The 20,390-nt window shown below is 67.6% G+C and carries 23 protein-coding genes; 10 read left to right on the top strand and 13 right to left on the bottom strand.

Going from position 1 to position 20,390, the window contains the following annotated elements; translation table 11 throughout:
* Positions 1-4: 4 nt before the first annotated feature.
* From ACFWRV_RS10070 to ACFWRV_RS10055, 4 genes are all read right to left on the bottom strand, one after another.
* Entirely contained in the window at positions 5-385 is a 381-nt protein-coding gene (locus ACFWRV_RS10070; protein ID WP_384331037.1) for a hypothetical protein, read from the bottom strand.
* Between the two features lie 391 nt (positions 386-776).
* Entirely contained in the window at positions 777-1,169 is a 393-nt protein-coding gene (locus ACFWRV_RS10065; RefSeq protein ID WP_384331034.1) for a DUF4440 domain-containing protein, read from the bottom strand.
* A 76-nt stretch (positions 1,170-1,245) separates the two neighbouring features.
* Positions 1,246-2,487, bottom strand: coding sequence for a serine hydrolase domain-containing protein (locus tag ACFWRV_RS10060; RefSeq protein ID WP_384331030.1), 1,242 nt, complete (start codon positions 2,485-2,487; stop codon positions 1,246-1,248).
* Positions 2,488-2,696: 209 nt separating this feature from the next.
* Positions 2,697-3,287 carry a dihydrofolate reductase family protein gene (locus ACFWRV_RS10055; protein WP_384331028.1) on the bottom strand — a complete coding sequence of 197 codons (591 nt, stop codon included), beginning with the start codon at positions 3,285-3,287 and terminating at the stop codon, positions 2,697-2,699.
* Positions 3,288-4,129: 842 nt separating this feature from the next.
* On the opposite strand from ACFWRV_RS10055, the gene ACFWRV_RS10050 reads away from it, so the two are divergent.
* From ACFWRV_RS10050 to ACFWRV_RS10035, 4 genes are all read left to right on the top strand, one after another.
* A complete protein-coding gene (locus ACFWRV_RS10050; protein ID WP_384331024.1) occupies positions 4,130-4,879 on the top strand; it encodes an ABC transporter ATP-binding protein in 750 nt (249 codons plus the stop codon).
* Positions 4,880-4,917: 38 nt separating this feature from the next.
* Positions 4,918-6,111 carry a hypothetical protein gene (locus tag ACFWRV_RS10045; protein ID WP_384331021.1) on the top strand — a complete coding sequence of 398 codons (1,194 nt, stop codon included), beginning with the start codon at positions 4,918-4,920 and terminating at the stop codon, positions 6,109-6,111.
* Entirely contained in the window at positions 6,108-6,686 is a 579-nt protein-coding gene (locus ACFWRV_RS10040) for a hypothetical protein (protein WP_384331018.1), read from the top strand. The genes ACFWRV_RS10045 and ACFWRV_RS10040 overlap by 4 nt, the downstream gene beginning before the upstream one ends.
* 241 nt (positions 6,687-6,927) lie before the next feature.
* On the top strand, positions 6,928-7,620 hold the full coding sequence (locus tag ACFWRV_RS10035; RefSeq protein ID WP_384331015.1) for a transposase family protein: 693 nt from the start codon (positions 6,928-6,930) through the stop codon (positions 7,618-7,620).
* A gap of 67 nt (positions 7,621-7,687) precedes the next feature.
* On the opposite strand, the gene ACFWRV_RS10030 is transcribed toward ACFWRV_RS10035, so the two are convergent.
* The gene (locus ACFWRV_RS10030; RefSeq protein ID WP_384331012.1) at positions 7,688-8,257 is read right to left on the bottom strand and encodes an SMI1/KNR4 family protein; all 570 of its coding nucleotides are present in this window, start codon (positions 8,255-8,257) and stop codon (positions 7,688-7,690) included.
* 362 nt (positions 8,258-8,619) lie between these two features.
* Here ACFWRV_RS10030 and ACFWRV_RS10025 point away from each other — a divergent pair, with 362 nt between their 5' ends.
* Both ACFWRV_RS10025 and ACFWRV_RS10020 read left to right on the top strand, forming a co-directional pair.
* Complete coding sequence (locus tag ACFWRV_RS10025) at positions 8,620-8,760, top strand: hypothetical protein (RefSeq protein WP_384331009.1); 141 nt, start codon at positions 8,620-8,622, stop codon at positions 8,758-8,760.
* Between the two features lie 30 nt (positions 8,761-8,790).
* The gene (locus ACFWRV_RS10020; protein ID WP_384331006.1) at positions 8,791-9,129 is read left to right on the top strand and encodes an SUKH-4 family immunity protein; all 339 of its coding nucleotides are present in this window, start codon (positions 8,791-8,793) and stop codon (positions 9,127-9,129) included.
* A 6-nt stretch (positions 9,130-9,135) separates the two neighbouring features.
* On the opposite strand, the gene ACFWRV_RS10015 is transcribed toward ACFWRV_RS10020, so the two are convergent.
* From ACFWRV_RS10015 to ACFWRV_RS10000, 4 genes are all read right to left on the bottom strand, one after another.
* Positions 9,136-9,417: a transposase gene (locus ACFWRV_RS10015; protein ID WP_384331360.1), complete on the bottom strand. Its 282-nt coding sequence runs from the start codon at positions 9,415-9,417 to the stop codon at positions 9,136-9,138.
* Between the two features lie 494 nt (positions 9,418-9,911).
* Positions 9,912-10,985, bottom strand: a complete 1,074-nt coding sequence (locus ACFWRV_RS10010; protein ID WP_384331004.1) for a MarR family transcriptional regulator — start codon at positions 10,983-10,985, stop codon at positions 9,912-9,914.
* Between the two features lie 396 nt (positions 10,986-11,381).
* A complete protein-coding gene (locus ACFWRV_RS10005) occupies positions 11,382-11,888 on the bottom strand; it encodes an NUDIX domain-containing protein (RefSeq protein WP_384331001.1) in 507 nt (168 codons plus the stop codon).
* Positions 11,863-13,143 carry an XRE family transcriptional regulator gene (locus tag ACFWRV_RS10000; protein ID WP_384330998.1) on the bottom strand — a complete coding sequence of 427 codons (1,281 nt, stop codon included), beginning with the start codon at positions 13,141-13,143 and terminating at the stop codon, positions 11,863-11,865. Before ACFWRV_RS10000 ends, ACFWRV_RS10005 begins: the two co-directional genes overlap by 26 nt.
* A 223-nt stretch (positions 13,144-13,366) precedes the next feature.
* Between ACFWRV_RS10000 and ACFWRV_RS09995 the strand changes: the two genes are divergently transcribed.
* From ACFWRV_RS09995 to ACFWRV_RS09980, 4 genes are all read left to right on the top strand, one after another.
* Positions 13,367-13,705, top strand: a complete 339-nt coding sequence (locus tag ACFWRV_RS09995; RefSeq protein ID WP_384330995.1) for a hypothetical protein — start codon at positions 13,367-13,369, stop codon at positions 13,703-13,705.
* A 504-nt stretch (positions 13,706-14,209) separates the two neighbouring features.
* Positions 14,210-14,377, top strand: coding sequence for a hypothetical protein (locus ACFWRV_RS09990; RefSeq protein ID WP_384330992.1), 168 nt, complete (start codon positions 14,210-14,212; stop codon positions 14,375-14,377).
* Between the two features lie 89 nt (positions 14,378-14,466).
* Positions 14,467-15,663 carry a JmjC domain-containing protein gene (locus ACFWRV_RS09985; protein WP_384330989.1) on the top strand — a complete coding sequence of 399 codons (1,197 nt, stop codon included), beginning with the start codon at positions 14,467-14,469 and terminating at the stop codon, positions 15,661-15,663.
* On the top strand, positions 15,660-16,445 hold the full coding sequence (locus ACFWRV_RS09980; RefSeq protein ID WP_384330986.1) for an aldo/keto reductase: 786 nt from the start codon (positions 15,660-15,662) through the stop codon (positions 16,443-16,445). Before ACFWRV_RS09985 ends, ACFWRV_RS09980 begins: the two co-directional genes overlap by 4 nt.
* Here the strand turns inward: ACFWRV_RS09980 and ACFWRV_RS09975 are convergent.
* From ACFWRV_RS09975 to ACFWRV_RS09960, 4 genes are all read right to left on the bottom strand, one after another.
* On the bottom strand, positions 16,433-17,293 hold the full coding sequence (locus ACFWRV_RS09975) for a hypothetical protein (RefSeq protein ID WP_384330983.1): 861 nt from the start codon (positions 17,291-17,293) through the stop codon (positions 16,433-16,435). The genes ACFWRV_RS09980 and ACFWRV_RS09975 overlap by 13 nt on opposite strands.
* Positions 17,294-17,337: 44 nt before the next feature.
* Positions 17,338-18,537 carry an alanine--tRNA ligase-related protein gene (locus ACFWRV_RS09970; RefSeq protein WP_384330980.1) on the bottom strand — a complete coding sequence of 400 codons (1,200 nt, stop codon included), beginning with the start codon at positions 18,535-18,537 and terminating at the stop codon, positions 17,338-17,340.
* A gap of 328 nt (positions 18,538-18,865) precedes the next feature.
* Positions 18,866-19,612 (bottom strand): phosphotransferase family protein, encoded by a 747-nt coding sequence (locus ACFWRV_RS09965; protein ID WP_384330977.1) that lies wholly within the window; start codon positions 19,610-19,612, stop codon positions 18,866-18,868.
* Positions 19,613-19,655: 43 nt separating this feature from the next.
* Entirely contained in the window at positions 19,656-20,294 is a 639-nt protein-coding gene (locus ACFWRV_RS09960) for a helix-turn-helix domain-containing protein (protein ID WP_384330974.1), read from the bottom strand.
* Positions 20,295-20,390: the final 96 nt, after the last annotated feature.

Here is a 20,390-nt window from a genome sequence, read left to right as displayed (position 1 = left end):
TCCCCTATCCCTCTGTGTAGAGATCGATCGCGGCCTCATCGGGCACGATTCCCTTGACCGGCGGGAGCACCAGGCCCTCCGCCCCGTCCGCGCAGTCCAGCGCGACCCCGCACGGAACGCCCGCCGCTGGAACCGCCACGTCCAGCAACCGTGCGCCGAGGACGGTCTGGTAACTCCACTCGCTGTGGAACATCCCCTGGGCCTGCGCGTAACGGGCGAGCGCCTGTTGGTCGGAGAACGCCAGGATGAAGCGGATGCCGTTCATATCGGCAGTCAGAAAGCCGCCTTCGGCGCCGGGTGACCGGCTTCCCAGGGGCACCAGGACAGGTGTGGCGCGGAACTTCTCCAGCAGCGCCATGAAGGCGAGCCGTCTACTGGTGACCACCGGATCCTCGCCCGGGGCGTCTCTCGCCGTGGTCGCCGTGGTCGCCGTGCGCGCTGGCGTCGGAGTCCCCGGCCGCGGACCGTGCGAGTCGGCGGGCGGGCCGACCGGCCGGCCCCCCGAAGTGTCGGCTCGCCTGCCGCCCGCAGGCATATCGGCATAATCCGCCAGCCTCGGCCTCCGAACGCCACCTTGCGGCTGTGCGCCGTCCCGGCCCTCGTAGTCAGACATGGCGCACATCATCACATCTGCAATCTGGTCGGCACAACGTGCGTCTGCTCATGCCCCTTTCGCAGCAGGAGGGGCTGGCGGACGGCTCGGACCGGCCGGACGCGACAGACCGCCGACCCGTCTGTGCTTCCGCGCTTCCGTGCTTCCGCGCTTCGGCTGAGCCTCACGGGCCGGGGACGGGCGTGGCCTGGTGGTAGTACATCCGCCAGCCGGCGCCCGCCTCCCCGGACCGCCTGCGCCACAGTGAGCTGCGACGGGCCCGGCGACCGCCGATGACCGACTCGTACGTGAGGTGCACGATCCCGGGGGCGAGGACGACTCCGGTCATGCCGGAGGGCTCGAAGCGCGGCCCGTTCCCGTCTGCGTCCCCGCCGTCCAGGCCGGGGAGAGCGGCGAGCATCTCCTCGTACGTCCATCGTCGTCCGGAGGCCCCGACCTCGATGAACTCCGGGTCGAGGAGTCGCGCGGCGAGCGGCCGTGACGCGCGCACGGTGGGGTCCATCAGCTGGAGTTCGGCGGCGATCGCCGCGCTCACGTCCGTGGTTTCCTGGCTCATCGGGCCATGATCGCCGACGAGGCGGTCAGGCCGCGGCCCCGGGGGATGCGCACCGGCACTCCCCGGGGCACGGGAGTCAGGGGGTGTTGCGCCCCCGGGAGGCGCTGCCGTCGTAGACGTTGTCCGGGGTGGCGATCTTGGTGACCGCCCGGGCGAGCAGCGTGGAGGGCTCCTGGCCCCCGCTGAGGGAGTCCGTGTTGATCATGATGACCATCGTGGCCTTCTGCGCCGGCAGGTAGACGGTCACCGTCTCGTACCCCGGCAGCGAACCGTTGTGCCCGATCCACCCGTCGGCGTCGAAGATGCCCAGGCCGTAGCTGAGCCCCGGGAACCCGGTCGGCAGGGTCTTCAGCCGCTGTGCCTGGGTCCGAGGGCTGAGCAGCTCCCCGGTGGCGACGACCTTGGCCCACCGCCGCAGGTCGTGCAGATCGGAGATCATCGCCCCGGCGGCCCACGCCCAGCTGGGGTTCCAGTCCGTGGCGTCCTCGGTCTCGCCGCTCAGCGTCTGGTCGGTGTAACCGTGGGCGTGCGGCTCGGGGAACTCCGCCCCGGTCGGGAAGAGCGTGTTGTGCAGGTGGGCGGGGCGGAGCACCCGCTCGTGGATGACGCGGTCGAGGGGCTGACCGGTGACCTTCTCGATCACGAGCCCGAGCAGGACGAGGTTGGAGTTGGAGTACTGGAACTCCGCGCCCGGCTTGAAGGTGTTCTTGTGCTTCATGCCGTACGCGAGCACACCGCGCGGGGTGAACGAGCGGTACGGATCGCTCAGCAGGTCGTGCACGAAGTCGGCGTCGGCGGTGTACGGGAACAGGCCGCTGCGCATCCCGGCGAGCTGGCGGAGCGTGATCCGGTCGCCGTTGCGCACGCCGGGGACGTAGGCGGAGATCTTGTCGTCCAGCTTGACGCGCTTGTCGTCGACGAGTTCGAGCAGCGCGGTGACGGTGAACGTCTTGGTCTCGCTGCCGATCCGGATGCGGGTGTCGGCCGACATCGGCTCACCGGTGACCTTGTCGGCGACCCCGCTCGCGCGGACGTAGCTGCCCTTCCCCGGCATCCACAGCCCGACGACGGCACCGGGAATGCCGGCCTGCTTCCGGACCTGCTCGATGGTCCTGTCCAGCTTGGCGGTCAGCGCGGGGTCGAGACCGCCCGACGGACAGTCGTGCCGGTCGCGCCGGTCCTTCCCGCAGTGCCGGTCGTGCTGGCCGGGGCCTGCGGCGGCGTGGACCGCCGGGGCGGGAGCCACGGCCATCGGGGCCAGGACGGACGCCGCGAGCAGCATCGCGGCGAACAGACGTCGGGTGGGGGAGCGTCGCATGGGGGCGTGCCTCTTCCGGGCCGGGGATGGAGGGGAGCGGAGCGGACGGCAACGACACCATCAGCCCCACGGGCTCCACACCGCATCCCGGCCGCGCCCCGGCAAGTCCACTCGTTCGGAGCCGCGCGGCACGGACCCGCCGACCGTCGGGCTCACATCCGAGACTTCCCGCCCGGGCCGGTCATGATCGCCGGTCGCCGCAGTGGCCCTCACCCGTCGGTGCGGCGGCGGTACGTGTTGATCAGGACGCCGGACGGCGTCGACCGGGTGGCGGTGAGTACCAGGCGGCGGGGGCTCCTTCCCTCGGCGAAGAGCTGCTTCCCGCTGCCCAGGATGAGCGGGAAGACCAGCAGCCGGTACTCGTCTGCGAGGTCGTGCTCGATCAGGGTCCCGAGCAGCCCTCCACTGCCCAGCACCACCGTCTCGCTCTCGGAGGCGGACTTGATCCGGCCCACCTCCCGCACCGGATCAGGTCCGAGGAGGATGGAGTTCGCCCAGCTCAGATCCTTGAGCGTGCGCGAAGCCACGTACTTCGGCATCGTGTTCATCGCGGCCACGGCGGGGTCGTTCATGTCGGCGTACGGCCACGTGCCGGCGAAGATCTCATAGGTCCTGCGGCCCAGGAGCAGCGCCCCGGCACCGGCGGTGACTCCGCTCATGAACCGCTCGACCACCTCGTCGACGTACGGCAGGACCCAGCCGCCTTGATCGAACCCACCGTCCCGGTCCTCGTCGGCGGAGAGGACCGACTGCATGACACCGTCCAGCGAGACGAAGTTGACCACGACCAGCTGACCCATGTGCTGCTCCCATCTGTGTGTCTGCTTCCCCGATGTCGACCGTGCCGAGGAGCGATACTCATCGGCCCGGCTCAGCTCTACCTCGACGGGCCCTGGGCCAGGAGGTGATGCGTCGCCCGAACGGGATGACTGCTAGTAGGGCTTTGTTAGCTGGTCGCTTGCTCCAAGGCCTGACCGAAAATAGCCGTTGATCATTTTCGGCTATCAACTTTACGATCTCAGCGTTTGGCATGTGACAGGAGCATGGCGCTCTTGTCGGGGCGGGCATGCCTTTCCGGGGGAGGGGGACATTCCTCTTTCGTGTGCGCGGATTCGATCCGCGAGCGAACGGGATGTACCTGTGAGATCTCTCCACGCGCGTGTCATGGCTCTGCGAGCCTCGGTTCGTCGGGCAGCCGTAGCGCTGCTCAGCGCCGTCACGGTCGTCGGTATCTTCGCCTCGCCGGCTCAGGCGGGGAGCTGGGACAGCAGCCTGTCCGGCGTCGGCCCGGGCTGAGTCCCGCCCGTGGTACCAGCCGAGCTCCTCCACCGGCACCACGATCAAATTCACCGGGTGCACGGGAGGGAACGCCGCTGCAAGCGTCACGCTCTACAAGGTCGTCAACAACTTCCCTGACAGGGACTACACCAGGGCACCGTTCACGAAGTGTTTCGCGAGTTCCTCGTCGACCTCCACGAGAAACTGGAAAGACCATGGAGCCGAGGACTACTACTTCGACGTCAATGACGTTGGTGGCGCCCACGGTTCGGTCAGGTCCCTGGTCGCTTCCTACCAATCACACTGCCCCCGGCCCCGCGGTCCCCGCAGGGCCGCGGACGAGTTCCGTCGATGAGGTTGACCCATGCCGTTGCACTACCAGTCCTGCACGTTCCGCTACAGCCGCAGGACACGCCCTGTCATCGACAGACTCGACCTGAGTTTCTCGCCGGGCAACACCGTTCTTCTGGGTCCGAACGGAGCGGGTAAGAGCACGCTCCTCGCGCTAGGAGCCAGCGCGCACGCTCCATTGGAAGGAGAGGTCCGCTTCGGCGAGTTGCGGTCCACCAACAGCCGCACTTTGCCGTCCTACCGGCGCAAGGTCTCCTGGCTGCCCCAGCGCGCCAGCTTCCTTCCGAGAATGACATGCCAGGAGCACGTTGCCTACGTCGGCTGGCTCAAGGGGATGCGGGAACGCGACGCATGGCGTGCCGCTCCAACAGCGATCGAGCGTGTCGGGCTGACCACGAAGATCAAGGACAAGGTTGGGACCCTCTCGGGAGGGCAACAGCAACGGCTGGCCATTGCCCAGGCCTTGGTGCATGACGCGGAACTCTTGCTTCTCGACGAGCCCACGGTCGGTCTGGACCCAGCCCAGCGACGCCGGTTCCACGATCTGCTCGTCGAACTGCGAGGCAGCGTGCACGTCATCGTTTCCACACATGACATTGCCGACCTGGACCAGGCCTTCGACGAGGTTGTGGTCCTGGAAAACGGGGCCCCGAGATTTCAGGGCGGAGTAGCCGAATTCGCCGACTACGCCGATCCGCAGAGTGTCCCGGGGCGACGCCTGGAGAGCGCCTACTCGGCCCTGCTGGGATCGGTGGAACAGTGATCTCTCTCGGGAATCTTCGTGCGTCCTCTGTTCCCTGGTTGATCCTCCCGGCGCTCTTCTACCTGAACAGCTTCGTCACGGAAGGGAACTTCTGGGGAGTTCACGGCTACGGCCTGGCGTCGGGCGAGTTCGCCTCGTGGGGCATCACGGCGATCGCTCCGGCAGTGGCCGGTGCTTCCGCCTGGGAAGCCGGCCGCCAGCGGCACGTGGAAGACCTGCGGAGGGTCAGCTCTCGAGGTCCTGTGCGCCGGTGGTTGTGGGCGTCCCGACCGGTCTTCGTGCTGCACCTCCTCCTTGTCGTTGGCGCCCTGATCATGACCAGGATGACCGTCGGGGTCTGGCCGAGCACTCCTGGTCTGCTCGCCGTTGGGCACCTGTTGGTAATCCCGTGCGCCTGGATAGTCATCGGCTGGGTGGTTGGGCTGCTGTGTCCACGCGCTGTTGCCGCGTTGATCGCTGCGGTCGGCAGCTGGGTGTGGCTCGCCATTCCGCAGTCCATGAGTGCCCCGGCATGGCGGCATCTGAATGGCTTCATACCTGAGAACTCGACCCTCACCGACACTCTGGACCCACTCGTCTACCTTGTTCCCTGGCTGGTCACTGCCGGACTCACTGTGGCTGTCGTGCTAATCGTGGGCGTCCGCCGCAGGCCTTGGCTGGTCGTGGTGAGCGTGGCCGTTCTGGCAGCGACGATCCTCACGGGCAGGAGTCTTGTATCGGACTGGGGGCACAGTCCGCTCGCGCATGCACGTGTCGGCCATACCGTTTGCGTCGGCAAGTCGCCGACGCTCTGTCTGCCCGAAGAGTACGAGGAGAAGGCCTCCAGTCTGCGCGACAGCTCTCTACCCGCACTGGAAGAACTGCGAGCCTCTGGAGTGCCCTCGCCCCGGACGCTGCGACTGGCCTCCGATGAACTCGATCTCGAACCGGGTACCTGGCCCCTGTACTGGTCGCCGGAGAACAGTACTGAGCAACTCCGTGTCGATCTCGCACGGTCGGCCGTCGCCGGCGTCGCCGCACTCCACGGCGTACGTGACTGCCGCCAGCCGTACTTGGCCGACACCTGGGCGCTATTGGTCGTTGGCGTAGACGAAGAAGACGTGCGGGCGAGCGTCCCTGAGCAGGACTGGAAGCAGGTCGAGCGCATCCGTCAACTTCCTGCTGAGCGGCAGGCCCAGTGGTTCACCAAGGCAGCCCAGGACCAGACCCACTGCGTGGGTGAGACGACGTGAAGCTCTACATTTCCGTCGTGCGACGCTGGTGGGCCGTACCTTTGGCCCTCCTGCTGCTGGCAGTGATCTGCTGGATCCTTGGCGGGACAGAAGTCCCCGTACCGGCATTTCTGGGTGGCATGGTCAGTACGCGTCTCCAGTACTTCACCCCGCTCCTCGTTGTCGGGGCCGTCCTCTACTGCCTTGAGCGTCGCCTGGACGCTCCCGAGAGGACAGCAGTCGTGCGCGTTGACCGCTGGGACCTCGCGGCCGTCACGGCCGCTGTGACGCTGTCCCATCTACTGGGCTTCATATTGGGCATGGACATCCCACGAAACCTGATGCTGCTCCTCGCAGTGGCTCTGGTCGTACGACGGGTCAGTAACGAGGCAGCAGCCGGCGCGGTCTGCCTGCTGCTCCTGTTGATCAGCGCCAGTCTCGGGCGTGCGTACCACCCTTCCGGGAAGCCAGCAGCTGAGTGGTGGGCTCTCACGCTCTATCCCGCCGAGAGTCTGCCCGCGTGGACTGCGGCTCTTGTTCTGTTCGGATGGGGACTACTGGCATCCAGTCGGCGTCATTCAGCAGCGCGTAGCTGACTCGCGGCCAGCATTCAAAACACCTGGTTTGGACCAGTAGGGCTCGGCAAGGAGGTGTTCGCGCTATTGAGCTTGAATCCGTGAGCTCTTTCAGAGTGGCCACCGATCGGGTGACGGGCCAGCGTTCCGCAACGCACGAGGCTCCCGTGCCGTTGAGAGAAATGTTCGACATCTCAACTCATCAACACAGGAGCCCCATTGGTTTGCCGACCTGCCGCACGACCGGGTCGAGTGGGTATCCATGCTCATCGTCACCCGTGAGGGTGACCGCCGCTGCAAGCTCCCGCCCCACCAGTGCGTCCTCGTCGGCCTGGTCTACCTTCGCCGCCACGACACGCTCGCGCAGATCGCCGCCGGCTTCGGCATATCCGTCGGCACCGCCCACGCCTACGTCACGGCCGTCATCGATCACCTGTCCCGACGGGCGCCCGGCCTGCTGCGTGTCCTACGCGAGACTGATCCTGAGCACGTCCTGCTCGACGGGACGCTCGCCGAGTGCGACCGCGTCGGAGACAGCCGGAGCGACTTCTCGCAGAAGCACCGTCGCCACAGCGTGAACGTGCAGGTCATCGCCGACCCCGCAGGCAACCTGCTGTGGATCTCACCCGCGCTGCCCGGCCGCACCCACGACCTGACCGCGGCCCGCACCCACCGCATCATCCGGATCTGCGAACGCCAGGGCGTCCCCGTCCTCGCCGACCGCGCCTACATCGGAGCCGGCTCCTGGGTGACCACACCGATCAGACGGCTCCCGAACCGGGACCTCACCACGACCCAACGAACGATCAACCGGGCCCTGTCAGCAGCACGGGCACCGGTCGAACGAAGCATCGCAAGGCTGAAGTCCTGGCAGATCTTCCGCCGGGCCCGCTGTAGCCCCAACCGCCTGACCGTCAATGCCGCAGCCCTTCTCACTCTGGAACGTCAACGCTGATGAAGCTCATTGCCCTTCCAGGGGGGAGGACGGATCGGCAATGGCCGTCATCCAGTGGGGAACCGTCTCACGACCAGACAAGTCGCCCTTCGGCAACCGAACAGACCGGATTGTCCCCCGCGCCGATCCTCGTCAGCATCTCCGCCACAGAGTCGAAGTAGTGAGCCAGTGACGCGTACTCGCCGGTGACCGTGGGCTCACCCACGAACCATCTGCCGATACGTCCGTCCCTCACGTCGATGAACTTTCCCATCCAGCCGTCCTGGTCCGACAGGAACGGGACCCACTCGTTGCGCCAGAACGGGTAGTCCGGCTGGTCCGGCGGGTCGAATCCGCAGGGCGTGGAACGGTTCGCGCAGAGCCTCTCCATCGCCCGGATGCCCAGAAAGAAGCTCCCCTCGTCGGGGAACCCATCGAAACCGCAACATTGCACTTCGTCGTCGAAATCTTCCTCCGACAGATCCAGATTGTTCTGCAACAGCCACGTCCGCAGGTCCCCATGCAGGGAGATCCTCATCCGCTCCTCGGCTGCCGCGAGCATCTGCTCCGTAGCGGGCCCGGGCAGATCCGCGTGATCGGCCGGCGCGTGCTCCCGAAGCAGACTCATCACACGCGACCAACTCTCGGCCACACTCATCGCCCTCTGTCCTCTCCACAGGGATGCCTCTGTCCGACTACGCCACTGCGGAGGTCGGGAAGTACGGGCCGGAGAACCTTGCAGGGATGATACTTCGATCATGCGTTCCATTCCTCCTGAGATCGTCTTCCGCCCGGAAACGCGGAGCCAGCCCCTCAGCGAAGTGACCGCCTGCGACTGTCCACAGACAACCCACCATGCTCGGCAGGCCCAGCCGAGGAGCTTTCAGGGCTCAAGCGAGGACCATGGCGTCACCCTGGAGTGGCGAAGCTGAAAACGCTCCGTGATGTCGGGGTCTGCCGCATGGTGCTGGGGCCCGGATCGCGGTTCCCGCGACGCGGGAGAACGAGGATGATGTCCGCGTGATGCGAGACCTGCCGCCGTTGTCCTTGCCCCAGTACGTCGTGGTCCGTATCGGCTGCTCACCAGAGGTGCCCACTGAGATCGCCGCCGATCTGCGGGAGATCGGGGTCCCGGCGGGGCTGATCGGCTATGAGTACTAACCGCTGGCCGAGGCGGCGGTCCTCGGCGGGATGGACGAGAGCGGGTTGGTCGTCTTTGGGACCAGCGGCCTGTTTGGACACATCGCCATCGAAGTGGCTTCGCGCCGCATCGTGCACATGCCCATGGCCGAGTCTTCGACCACCAATCACGTGAACAGGGACCTCGAAGCCTTCCACCGGTGCGTCGCGGCCACCATCGCCCGCTTCCCGTTCTACGAAGAAGGCGAGGAGGACAGATTCGAGGAGGCTGCGGGCGACCTCCGCGAGCTCCTGGCCACCCTCGATGACACCGCGCTCGCACACAACGGGCTATGGGAGACCCTGTGTGACGACATCGCGATGGGTGATTACGCGAACTGGGAGGACTGAAGCACGTCAGCCCTCCAGCGTCAGGCCCGTGGCCATCAGGCAGCCGTCGACCAGCTCTGGTCGGTACTGGATCCTTTTGAGGCGACGTTTCACGGCTCGGGTGATCTGGATGAGGTCCGCGGCGGCGAGGTTGCCGATGTCGCGTTTGACCAGCGACCAGACGCCCTCCTGCGGGTTCAGGTCCGGGGCGTAGGTCGGTAGCTGGAAGACGGTGAGCCAGGTGGCGTTGGCTGCGAAAAACTCCCGTAGCGGCGCGACCAGGTGCATGCGCAGGTTGTCCCAGACCAGGACGATCGGGCCGCCGAGCTGCGCGTGGGCACGGACGATCAGGTCGCGAAAGTCCTTCCAGCCGAAACCCTTCGGTTCGTCCTTACGGCCCCGGTACTCGCGGACCGCTCCGATACACGCAACGAGGCAGCGATCTCCCGGTTCTTTGCGCCGGCCTCGAAGCCAGCCACGGCCTGGAGCCGGACCCGCTCGCGCGCGATCCTTTCAGCGTCGGTCAAGCCGCCGCCCTGCGGATATCTCACCCAACCAGGACTACCGGCGCCGCCCGCACGCTGTCCCGCAATCAGCCCGACATCACCCGATCAAGTTCAGTATTGGCGCACGCTGCCCAGATTCCGACCGAACAGAGATCATGCCCAAGAGTCCCTGCCAGGGCCTGACCCTCTACCAGGCCTTGGCCCTCCTCGACACCTCCTAGCCAGCAATATCGGCTCCTGCCCCACCTGCCGACAACCCACCCCATGGCAGACCTACGACACCACCTTCACTGCCAACTAGGGGGCCTTGAGCATGTCGCGGAGCCCGGCGATGTACGCCCCGACGTCGGGGGCGTCGGCCGGTGCCCCGGTGGGGCGGATCGGCGTCGCACCGGGCCCGGACTGGTGGTCTGCGCGGCACGGGCGGCAGAGGCCGTCGGGGAGGGCCTCGGGGCGGCCGGGGACGCCGCACTCGGTGCACTCCATCAGGACGCGGTGGGCGGGGGCAACGGGTGGGGTGCGGTCGGCGGACAGCCGGGGCGGGATCTTGTCGGCGAGGCGGCGGCGGACGAAGCGGACCGGGACGTCGACCCGGTCAGGGAGTCCTGCGGTGAGCGCGGTGATCAGGTACTCGGCGTCCACGCCCCGGTTGAACCATTCGGCTGCCTGCGCCTCCAGCGCGACGCAGTCGTCGGCGGACAACGCCAGGCGGTGGTCCTTGCGGCCGAGGCGGGCCAGGGCGAGGTAGGCCGGGGAGCGGGGTGCGGTCGGTGCCGTCGCTAGCACCGTGCCCTGGTCCGGGTCCGGCGAGGGGGCCGTCTCCTGGGGCTCCGCCGGGACGCGCTGGTCCGGTACGGAGGTGGGGGCGGAGGGCTCCGGGGGCGGTGGGCCTTCGGCCGGGACCCAGGGTGACGGGGCAGCGGTGTGCGGGGCCGGGGTGTCTGGTGCGCGGCTCGTGGCCGGGGCGGCGTTCTCGGTGGCGAGGTAGGTGTTCCACCACTCGTTGTCGCGTGCGGTGCGGGACCAGAAGGTGCGGAAGACCCAACGGGTTTCGTGGCCCGCGTCGACCGCGCACCGTACGCGCCGCAGATGCCCGGCGACGGACAGGGCGGTGAGGGCGGTGCTGATGGCTTGCTGTCCGTAGAGAGGGAGCTGCTTGGCCAGGGTCTTCACGCTCATCGCGGAACCCTCGGGCAGGTGGTCGACAAATCCGGCGACGTAGCGCTCGCGGGTGGGGAGGAGAGCGAAGTCGTAGCGGGTACGGACCTGTTGGTCCGGCGCGGAGCGTTTGCCGTAGCCGGGCTTGGCCATCGGGTGCGCGGCGGAGACTGCGGGGGCTGGCAGGGCGGAGCTAAGGTGCTGGGTAGCCATGGGATCGGCTTTCTAGGGTATCGATCTTGCGGTGAGACCCCGGCCTGGTGCTCCAACACCGCGTCGGGGTCGCTTGGTTCTCGCACCGTAAGCACTCGTGACGCTGCGCCGCAAGCTGTCACGATTAGTCATACTGCCCGGCCGTGACGGGGTGGGGAGGTCAGGGGGGTTTTACCAATCCCCCGCCTGTACCGGCCGGTTAAAGAAGGCGCTCGAATCCCGGGTCCCGCATCCCGAAGCCCGAAGCTGGGGACCCGGGCTTCGGGGCGGGGCTGGGATCGCGTACCCCCGAACGAGTGGACGGGCTGTCCCGAAGCTCGGGTCTCGGGGCCGGGGTTTCGGGTCGCAAGCTCCAAGCGCCGGGTGCGGAGGTCTCGGTATCGGCCCGGGCTCGGCTCACCAGTTGGTGGCACCGTCGCGAAGGTATGTCGGCCGCCCGGCCTCCAGAGCCTTCACCGCTGCATTCAGTCGCCGTCGCATCCGATGGCTGACCAGATCGCGTGCCTTCTCCAGCGGGACGAAGCGAGCCTCGGAGAGTTCGTGATCGTGAGGTTGTAGTGCCTCGCCGTCGCTGAAAGTGCCGCCGTTGAAGATGAAGGCGATCTGGTCGTCCCACGGGCCGTGCGGAGCAACCCAGTCCACGACCAAGAGCCCGAGCAGGTCGATGTCGCGGCCCAGTTCTTCTCGCAGCTCGCGCCTGACCGTCTCTTCGGGCGGCTCGTTCGCTTCGGCCATGCCTCCCGGCAGGTCCCAGCCCGGCTTGTAGGTGGGGTTCACCAGCAGGACGCGTCCGAGTGGATCTCGCAGCAGTACGTCTGCGGCGACCCGTTTGCGGGCCTGCTTGGCGTTGCCCTCGGCGAGGTAGGCGTTCCAGGCGTCAGGGTCGGCGGGGGTGGGACTCACTTCGGGATGCCTCCCCAGGCGAGATGATGTCGGCCAGCAAGAGCATTCTTGCCCGTCGCGCGTCGTCGAATCGCTCCAGGTACTGGCTGACTGGTGCGATGGCCTTGTGGGGTTCCAAGAGGCTTCTTAACACATCGAGTTGGCGTAGCACACGCACGGAACCCAGCGTGGGGCTCGTGCGGAGGAGGTCGTTGCCGACATGGATAGCCTCATCGAGATCCCGGCGGTGCACGTGAATGCTGGCCAGTGTGATGCGGCTCAGGGCCAAGGAACGGGCCCGAGGCTCCTCACGAAGCCGCACGGCGTTCTCCGCGTGCAAGAGAGCCTGGTCGTGCTGCTCAAGGTCTCGCAGAATGAGCGCCGACTCACTGGCCAGGGCGGCCTCGTCGAACGGGCTCAGCCAGGGGTGCTCGTCGTCCGCCCTTGCGACGAGCGCACCGTGGGCGTGCTCCAGGGCACGGTACGCCGCGTAGTGCTGGGAGGCTGCTGCGAGGGCGCGCGCGTGCATGGTGTGCAGGCGGGCGGCAAGGGCGGGTAAGCGGGGGCCTTGCTCCATTAGTTCGAGGCCGGTCTGGGCCCAGTGCACGGCCTGCGCCGCATCGCTGACCTGGAGAGCGAGGTGGCTGTTGCTCGCGGCGACATGTGCGGACAGTGGGAGATCGCCCGAGGCGCGGGCCAGCGGTAGTGCTCTGGTGAAATGCCTTTTGGCCAGGTCGTCCTGGCCGGAGTCGTGAGCCATCCACCCGGCCATCTCCGTAAGGGCCGCCGCTGCGGCGAATACGTGAGGACCTCCGTCGGCAGCGACCAGGCGCGGCGCGATATGGGTGCCGAGGTGCTGCACTACCGCTTGATAGAGCCGCCCACCTCCAGTTTGCCGGTCAGCCGTGCGAAAGGCGTTCATCGCGTTCACATCCCCGCCTTCAGGCTGAGCGTGAACGTGCAACCCGTGCGCCCCAGTAGTCCCAGGCTCCCATTTCCTGCGAGCGAGTCCAAGCAGATGACCGGGGATATGGAGGGCATCCGCGATCTTCTCGAAGAGAACAAGCTTCTCGACCCGGCTTTTGCCGTTCATGTAGTCGTAGAGCCGCCCCTGCGAGATGTCGATTGCCGACGCGAGCCGTCGGGTGCTGACCCCACGGCGGTTGAGCAGGCGGAACAGTGTGCCCATGTCCCTGTCCGCGCAGGCTGCCAGCAGGCGCGCATCGTCGAGCATGCCCGCCACGACCTCGCGCGGGTTCGTTGTCTGGCGATCCATCGCCCGTCCCCCTACACGGCGTTGGTCCGATGTTACGTGCAGCAATCGTTCGGTGACTCCATCTTGGGGTCACCTCTCGGAGTCTCTTCCTGCCCTGCCGAAGCCTTTGACTGAACATCGGTCGCTACCCGGGTTGGCTGATTTCCCGCTCGGCGGCTTGGAGAGAGCCCGGCCTCCTACCCCCGCCGGGGCGGGGCGCCCCACCTCCCGAGGAGACAGGTCCATGAACACGATCGCCGCTCGACCGAGTGCGACGAGTCCGCCTGGCTACAGCGAGATTCTGGCGTGCCGACCCGAATCAGCGCGCGGAGCCCGCCTTCTGGTGACAACGGCGCTGCACATGTGGGGCTTCAGCTCCTTTACGGCCGCGGGCACGCTGATCGTCTCCGAGCTGATCGCCAATGTTGTACCGACCATGGCTTCTCCATCCGGTGATGCCGGAAGTGGCCTTGACCTACTGCTGGTTGACGCCATGAGTGACCGCTGGGGGTGCAGGCCCCACAGTTCGAGCAAGGTCGCTTGGGCGGAACTGAGTATCAAAGCCGACCAGACTGAGAAGTGATGCGGACGGCAAGCGCCCGCAGGGTCGTCATGCGGCACCTGTCCCTGGAGGAGCCGACGCACAATCCTCCACCCGAGGCATGGGGCCAAGTCGCCTCCGGACCAATGCGCCTGTCAAAGACTCCAGGCCTGTCCCTGGTGCCTGAGCCGCTGCGTATCACTCCCGAGGACGTCACCCACCTACGCGTGGAAGCAATGCCGGCCATGGGCGAGATTCGTGCGGAAGCCCTGCTGGCGGAGCTCGCCTGGCAAAGAGCTCTTGGCCACCGGTGCGAGGAGGGGGAAGCCGCAGCCGAGTCTCAGGAGCCGGACGCGGCACTCCTCACACACGCGTCCTGGACGGGCTACGCAAGCAGAACCTTGCTCCCGCTTGACCTCGAAGTTTCCGCGCGGCCGGCGTAGTCCGGCACGGGCGGATTGCCTCAGGTCCTCCTTTCGCGGAGGACCTGAGGAGACCTCCGTCCGGCCCGGACGGAGGAGGGCTCGAAGAAGGAAGGAGCACGAGATGGCAGAGAGCGCTTCTACGCCCCCGGTCAGGAGCGGCCTTCTGGTGACGGTCGAAGAACTGGCCGCCGTCCACGACCGGTACGACAGCCTCCGGTCCGACAACCAGGGGAGTTCCGGCGACTCACCGTGGCCGGGTGGCGACGGAAATCTGAACGACATCGAGTAGGCCCAGAAAAGGCGGGGGACCGGCACGGTCCGCTGTGCCGGGCCCCGCTGATCGTCTGTACGACGAAGCCAACGCATCAGGAGGCAGCGATGGAACACCGAATGATCCAGGCATTGGAGAAGGCTCTCGGGTGGAGCGATGCCAAGGAACTCGGCACCAGCTTCGCACGGGGACACGTGGACGATCCGGATCTCGTCTCCCGCGTCATGACCCCGAACCGCCTCCTCGACATCGCCATGCGCAGGAGTTTGAACCGGCCCCAGCTCAGGTGCTTTCGCCAAGGCGAGGAAGTCCATCCTGCTGTCTACTTCACCGACAGCGTCAGCCCTCGGGGCCAGAGCATCTCCATGGTCAACATGCGCAGCCTGGGGTCTCTGCTCAGGGATGGTGCGACGCTCATTCTGGATCAGGCCAACGTCTTCGATCCGACGATGGAGGTGGCCTGCCGTGCCCTCCAGTGGTGGTCACGTGAGCGGGTACAGGTGAACGCGTACCTCACGACCAACGACGCCGCCGGATTCCCTCTGCACTGGGACGACCACGACGTCCTGGTCGTCCAGCTCGCGGGAGACAAGGACTGGGAGGTACGCGGCACCTCACGTGCAGCCCCGATGTACCGGGACGCGGACCCCAACACCACGCCCAGCGAGGACATCGTCTGGTCCGGAACCATGAGGCCCGGTGACGTCATGCACATCCCGCGCGGGCACTGGCACCAAGCCACTCGCGCTGGTAGCGGGTCAGGCAAGAGCCTGCATGTGACGTTCGGAATCACCAAGCGCACGGGAGCCAGCTGGCTTACTTGGCTGGCCGACTGGTCCCGCGAGCAGGAGATCTTCCGGCACGACCTCGACCGCTCCAGCGGGGTCGACCACCGCTTCCTCGCCGACTCCGCAGCCCGACTCGTAGGCGAGCGCTCCCCCGCCGACTTTCTGGCAGCGTACGAGCAGGAGACGGCCCCCGCGCGGCATGTGCCGTTCCTCGAGATTTTCGGACCGCTGGACTCCGTCGTGTGCATCACCCAGTTCCCGCCTCGAATCCAGCGGAACGGGGAAACAGCCGATGTTCTGACCTCGGGAAAGAAGCTCACCTTCACGGCCGAGGCGCTCCCGTCGCTGCGTCTCCTGCTGAGTGGCCGGCCTGTACACATGGTCCGAGCGGTGTCCGAAATGGGTGCCGAAACGGCAGAGGTTGCGGCGATCTTGGTAGAGGAGGAGATTTGCGCGCCCGTCACCCCGGAATTGTCCTTGGGCTACACCGGTCTCGTCACGAACGCTCTCTCTTGACAACGGCCGTAGATCTCGGGATCACCGCGATCGATACCAGCACCAACTACTTCGGGTTCCAGGCGCACAATGCCCTCGCCGATGTGGCCGGAGATCTGCTGCCGAACTTCACGGTGTCCACCAAGGTCGGCTATTTTCCTGCGGAAGGAACTTCGGAGCATTCCCTTGATCCCGATCGCCTACGTGGCGCCATCGCGGGTGCCGTTCGCGACCTGGGGAGGGAGCCGGACCTCGTCTTCCTCCACAACCCGGAACACAGCCTCGCCCAGGCCGCCGAAAGGTCCGCACCGAACCTGCTGGGTGATGCCTGCTCCGTACTCGTGGACGCCACCGCGCGAGGACTCTGTGGCTCCTGGGGTATCTCGTCGTGGGACCCCCGGCCGCTGGCCGAACTGCAGAGTCGGGAGTACCCCCGCCCCGATGTCCTTATGCTCCGAGCGGGTCTTTTGGTAGGAGCCGAGGTTCTCCGAGCGGGCGATACTCTCGCCTCACGCATGGGCGCCGCAGAGGTGTGGGGGATGAGCCCGTTCGCGGGCGACACACGCGACCCGGTGTGGGAGAAATTCGATCCGCGGCTGTTCCTGCGCGCACCTGAGCAGGCCAGTTGGGCGCAGGCGGCCTTCCGCGTAGCCTTCCACCTCCCCGAAGCAGCCAAAATGGCGGTGAGTTCCAACAACGCGGAGCATCTCAGCGAGCTGGTCGAGTCACTGGCTCACGAAGTGGACTCCACGGCTGTCACCGAGTACCGCCGCCTTCTGACCATTGTCAGTCAGAAGGACTGAAGTTCTCCTACGAGCCGAGTGGCTTTCTCGCGTGCCGGCCACAGCCGTGGATCAGCCTCGTGCGCGTACGGGCCGACGATCTTCGCGCAGATGAACAGAGCCATCAGCCGGCCGGACCTGGACTCCAGGTCCGGCCGCCGCTCGTCCCATACGCGATCCGCGAGCGCCGGGACCGCCAGCGCGTTTCCCCACAGGGTCGCCGCGTCCAGCCCTCGCGGTGCCGTCCCCCAGTCCTCCCAGTCGATGATGCAGAACTCAGGGCCCATGACATTGGCCCAGGTCAAGTCCCCATGTGCTGGGGTCCATTCATCAATGACGAGGTTGGGAACTTCAGGGAAGACCGGCCGGATCGTCGCGTCCACGAGACCCTGCGTGATCGAATCGGTGTCCGGCGTTGCGACGCGCGGAGTGGGCTGTGTCGCTAGTACGTCCAGCGAGGCATTCAGTCCAGTCCACCACTCGTCCGGCAACCGTGGGTCCTCGATTACCAAGGCGGCTTGCCCGACGGGTTTCCCGGTGACAAAGTCCGTCTCGTCGGCCCGCCACATGACCGGTTCGTGCTCGTCGCGCCAAGTCAGTCCTGCACGCCATCGGGGCATGACCACCCCGCGCAGTACGGCGGCCGTCTCCGGCCCATTGCCGCCCTGGGACGCGATCCGCTGGAATGACCGCCGCTCCACCCGCACCCATGTGCCCCGGTCGGTGCGCCCTCCGACGGACCGCCGCTTCCGGATGACCGTGTCCCGGTCGACGCGGACCTGCAGAGACCTCTCCACACGATCGAGCACGTCATCGACTGGCTCGACCCTAAGATCAACAGCACGTGCAGAAGGCACCGACAACGTCATGGCGGGACCGTAGCAAATAGCGCCCATCAGACAGGAAACCGTCCTCACTCCCGGCGCAGGCTCCTGATCAGGTCGCGAGGGAGACCGTGGGTGTCGTGCAGGTAGTGGAAGTCCTCCTCGGTCAGGGGCCCTTGGAAGCGGGGGCGGGTGAGGACGTGCCGTCCGCGTTCCAGGAGGCGGCGGAACCGGTGCTCCTCCTCGCGGAGCATCCGGAGCACCTCGCCCGGGCGGATGTCCTGCCGGAAATGGTCCACGGTGTGCCGGACCAGGTCTTCGGGCAGGTCCCCGAGGCTGCGCGAGGGGTCCTCCCGCCAAAGCACGGTGAGGACCCGTCGTACCAGGCGGCGCAGCACGTAACCCCGGCCGGTGTTGGCCGGGCGTACGCCGTCGCCGAGCACCACGACGGCCGAGCGCAGGTGGTCGCTGACCAGGCGGTGGTCGGGCTCCTCCAGGGGCCACAGGGGTGGTACGAGGCGACGCCACGGGTCGAAGACGTCGCAGGCGAAGACGGACCGCTTGCCCTGGAGCAGGGAGGCCAGCCGCTCCACGCCGAGGCCGGTGTCGACGTTGCGCTGGGGGAGCGGCACCAGGGAGCCGTCCCCGCGTCGGCGGTGGGTCATCGTCACGTGGTTCCACACCTCCACCCAGCGGTCGTCGCGGGTGGGCGTCGACTGCGGCGGGCCTTCGCCGCTCCACAGGAAGATCTCCGAGTCGGGGCCGCACGGGCCGACGGGGCCTTCGGTGCCGCCGCTGCCGGGGTCGTCCAGGCTCTTCGGCCACCAGTTGTCCTCCACCGTGAGTTCCACGGGGACGCCCAGGCCCTGCCACAGTTCGAGGGAATCGGTGTCCGGTCCTGTCCGGTTGTCGCCGGCGTAGACCGTGGCGTGCAACCGGCCGGGGTCGATCCCCAGGCCCTCGGTGAGCAGCCCGTATCCCCAGTCGAGGCTGAGCGGGCCCCCGTAGTCGCCGAGCGACCAGGTGCCGAGCATCTCGAAGACCGTCAGATGGGTGGCGTCCCCGACCTCGTCCAGGTCCGTGGTGCGCAGGCAGCGCTGCACGTTCACCAGCCGCTTTCCCAGCGGATGGGAGCGGCCCTCCAGATACGGGGTGAGCGGGTGCATGCCGGAGGTCGTGAAGAGGACGGAGTCGCCGGGGGGTGGGAGGAGGGTCGAGCCGGTGATCCTGCGGTGGCCGCGTTCCTCGTAGTACTCGACGAACGTGCTGATGAGCTGGTCCGTACGCATGGGGGTGGCTCCTTCGCGTGGCAGCGGGGGGAGGCACCGGAGAACGGACCGTTCAGTCACCCGGCCGGGGCCAGAGGCCACGGCACCGCCGACGGACCGTTTCCGGTCGCCGGGGGTGGAGAGACGAAAGTCAGGCGGCGGCAACCGGCGAGCTGGTCGCTCGCGCGGTCGCGGTGGTGCAGGGGCCGGTGACGTTCATACGGGCGACGTTAGCGCCCACATCCCGCCGAAGCACGCGGATTTCCTGACCCGGGGATGCCCCGGACCCGCTCGGGCGCCGACCGGGCCGCGGGCCTGCTGGCATTCCGTCCGGCGTACCCGCGCAGCCTCACACCCGGGATCGCAGCACGTCGACCTCACAGCCCGGCGCGAACGGGTCGAAGCCGTGCTCGACGAGCCAGCGGACCGCCAGCAGGCTGCGCAACGACCACCACGCGTGGATCACGTCGAGGTCGACGTCGCCCCCATAGCCGGCCAGGACGTCGTCGAGGCGCTCCTCGTGTCCGAGCGTGAAGGTGGCGAGGTCGTACAGCGCGTCACCCCGGCCCGCCTCGGACCAGTCGATGACGCCCGTCACCTCGTCGCCGTCGACGAAGACGTGCGCGATCTGCAGGTCGCCGTGGGTGAACGCCGGAGTCCACGGCCGCAGCGCGGCCTCGGCTACCCGGCGGTTACGGGTGACCAGGTCGGCGGGCAGGAGGCCGTTCGCCACGAGCAGCGCGCACTCGGCGTCGAGCTCCGCCGACAGCTCGGCGGTGCTGCGGCCCGCCCGGCCGGGCCGGGGCGGCGGCGGAGCGTCGTGCAGCTGCCGGATGGCGGCCCCCGCCGCGGCCCACGCCGCCGGTGACCCGGTCGACGGCCCGCCGAGACGCCCGAGCGTCGTCCCCGGGAGCGCGGCGATCGCGAGCACGGGCGGCCGATGCCACAGGACCTTCGGGGTCGGGACCGGCGCGAGGGACATCACCTCGACCTCGGCGTCGATACGTGCCTGATCGGCGTCCACTTTCAGGAACACGTCGCCGACGCGGAGGGTCGCGCGCTCGGAATGGGCGACGACTACTTCGACCTCATCCATGGTCGACCAGTATCCACGCGGTGATCGCCGACCTCGACGTCGGTCAGGTCCCGTCGGCCGCTCCGCGCGGGGATTCCTGGCGGGCCCTCAGATGGGCCCGTTCGCCCTGGTGGCCGAAGAGGACCAGGAGTTCGACCGTCCGGTCGTCGTCGGAGCCGAGCCAGTGGGGGACGTGCGTGTCGAACTCGGCGGCCTCGCCCGGCTTCAGGACCAGCGTGCGGTCGCCCAGGATCAGGCGGAGCCGGCCGGCCAGGACGTACAGCCACTCGAAGCCCTCGTGGGTCCGCGGGGTCGGTTCCGTGCCCGCCGGGGTAGGGCGGATCAGCAGTTTGTGGGCCTGGACCCCTCCCGGGCGGCTCAGCGGTACGTAGGTCAGGCCGTCCCGTGTGACCGGGCGGATGTGAATCCGGGGGTCGCCCGTGCGGGGTGCTCCCACCAGTTCGTCCAGCGGGACCTGGTGGACCTCCGCCAGCGGCAGCAGCAGTTCCAGCGTCGGCTTGCGCGTGCCGCCCTCCAGGCGGGACAGCGTGCTCTCGTTGATCCCGGTCCGCTCGGCCAGCTCGGCCAGCGTCATGCCGTGCCTGCGGCGCAGTTCGCGCAGGCGGGGGCCCACCGCCGCCAGGACGCCGTCCCGGTTCCTGGCGCCCGATGCCGATGGTGGCTGTTCTGCTGTGTCTCCCATACGCCCAGGTTGCCGAAACGGCATGGAATCTTGCAAGTGCGGCAGGCTGCGGCGCACCTTCCTCCCAGAAACAGGCAACGGAAGCGAAAGGAATCC

This window comes from Streptomyces sp. NPDC058576, from assembly GCF_042718715.1.
GTDB lineage: Bacteria > Actinomycetota > Actinomycetes > Streptomycetales > Streptomycetaceae > Streptomyces.
This window is presented reverse-complemented; position numbering and strand designations above follow the sequence as displayed.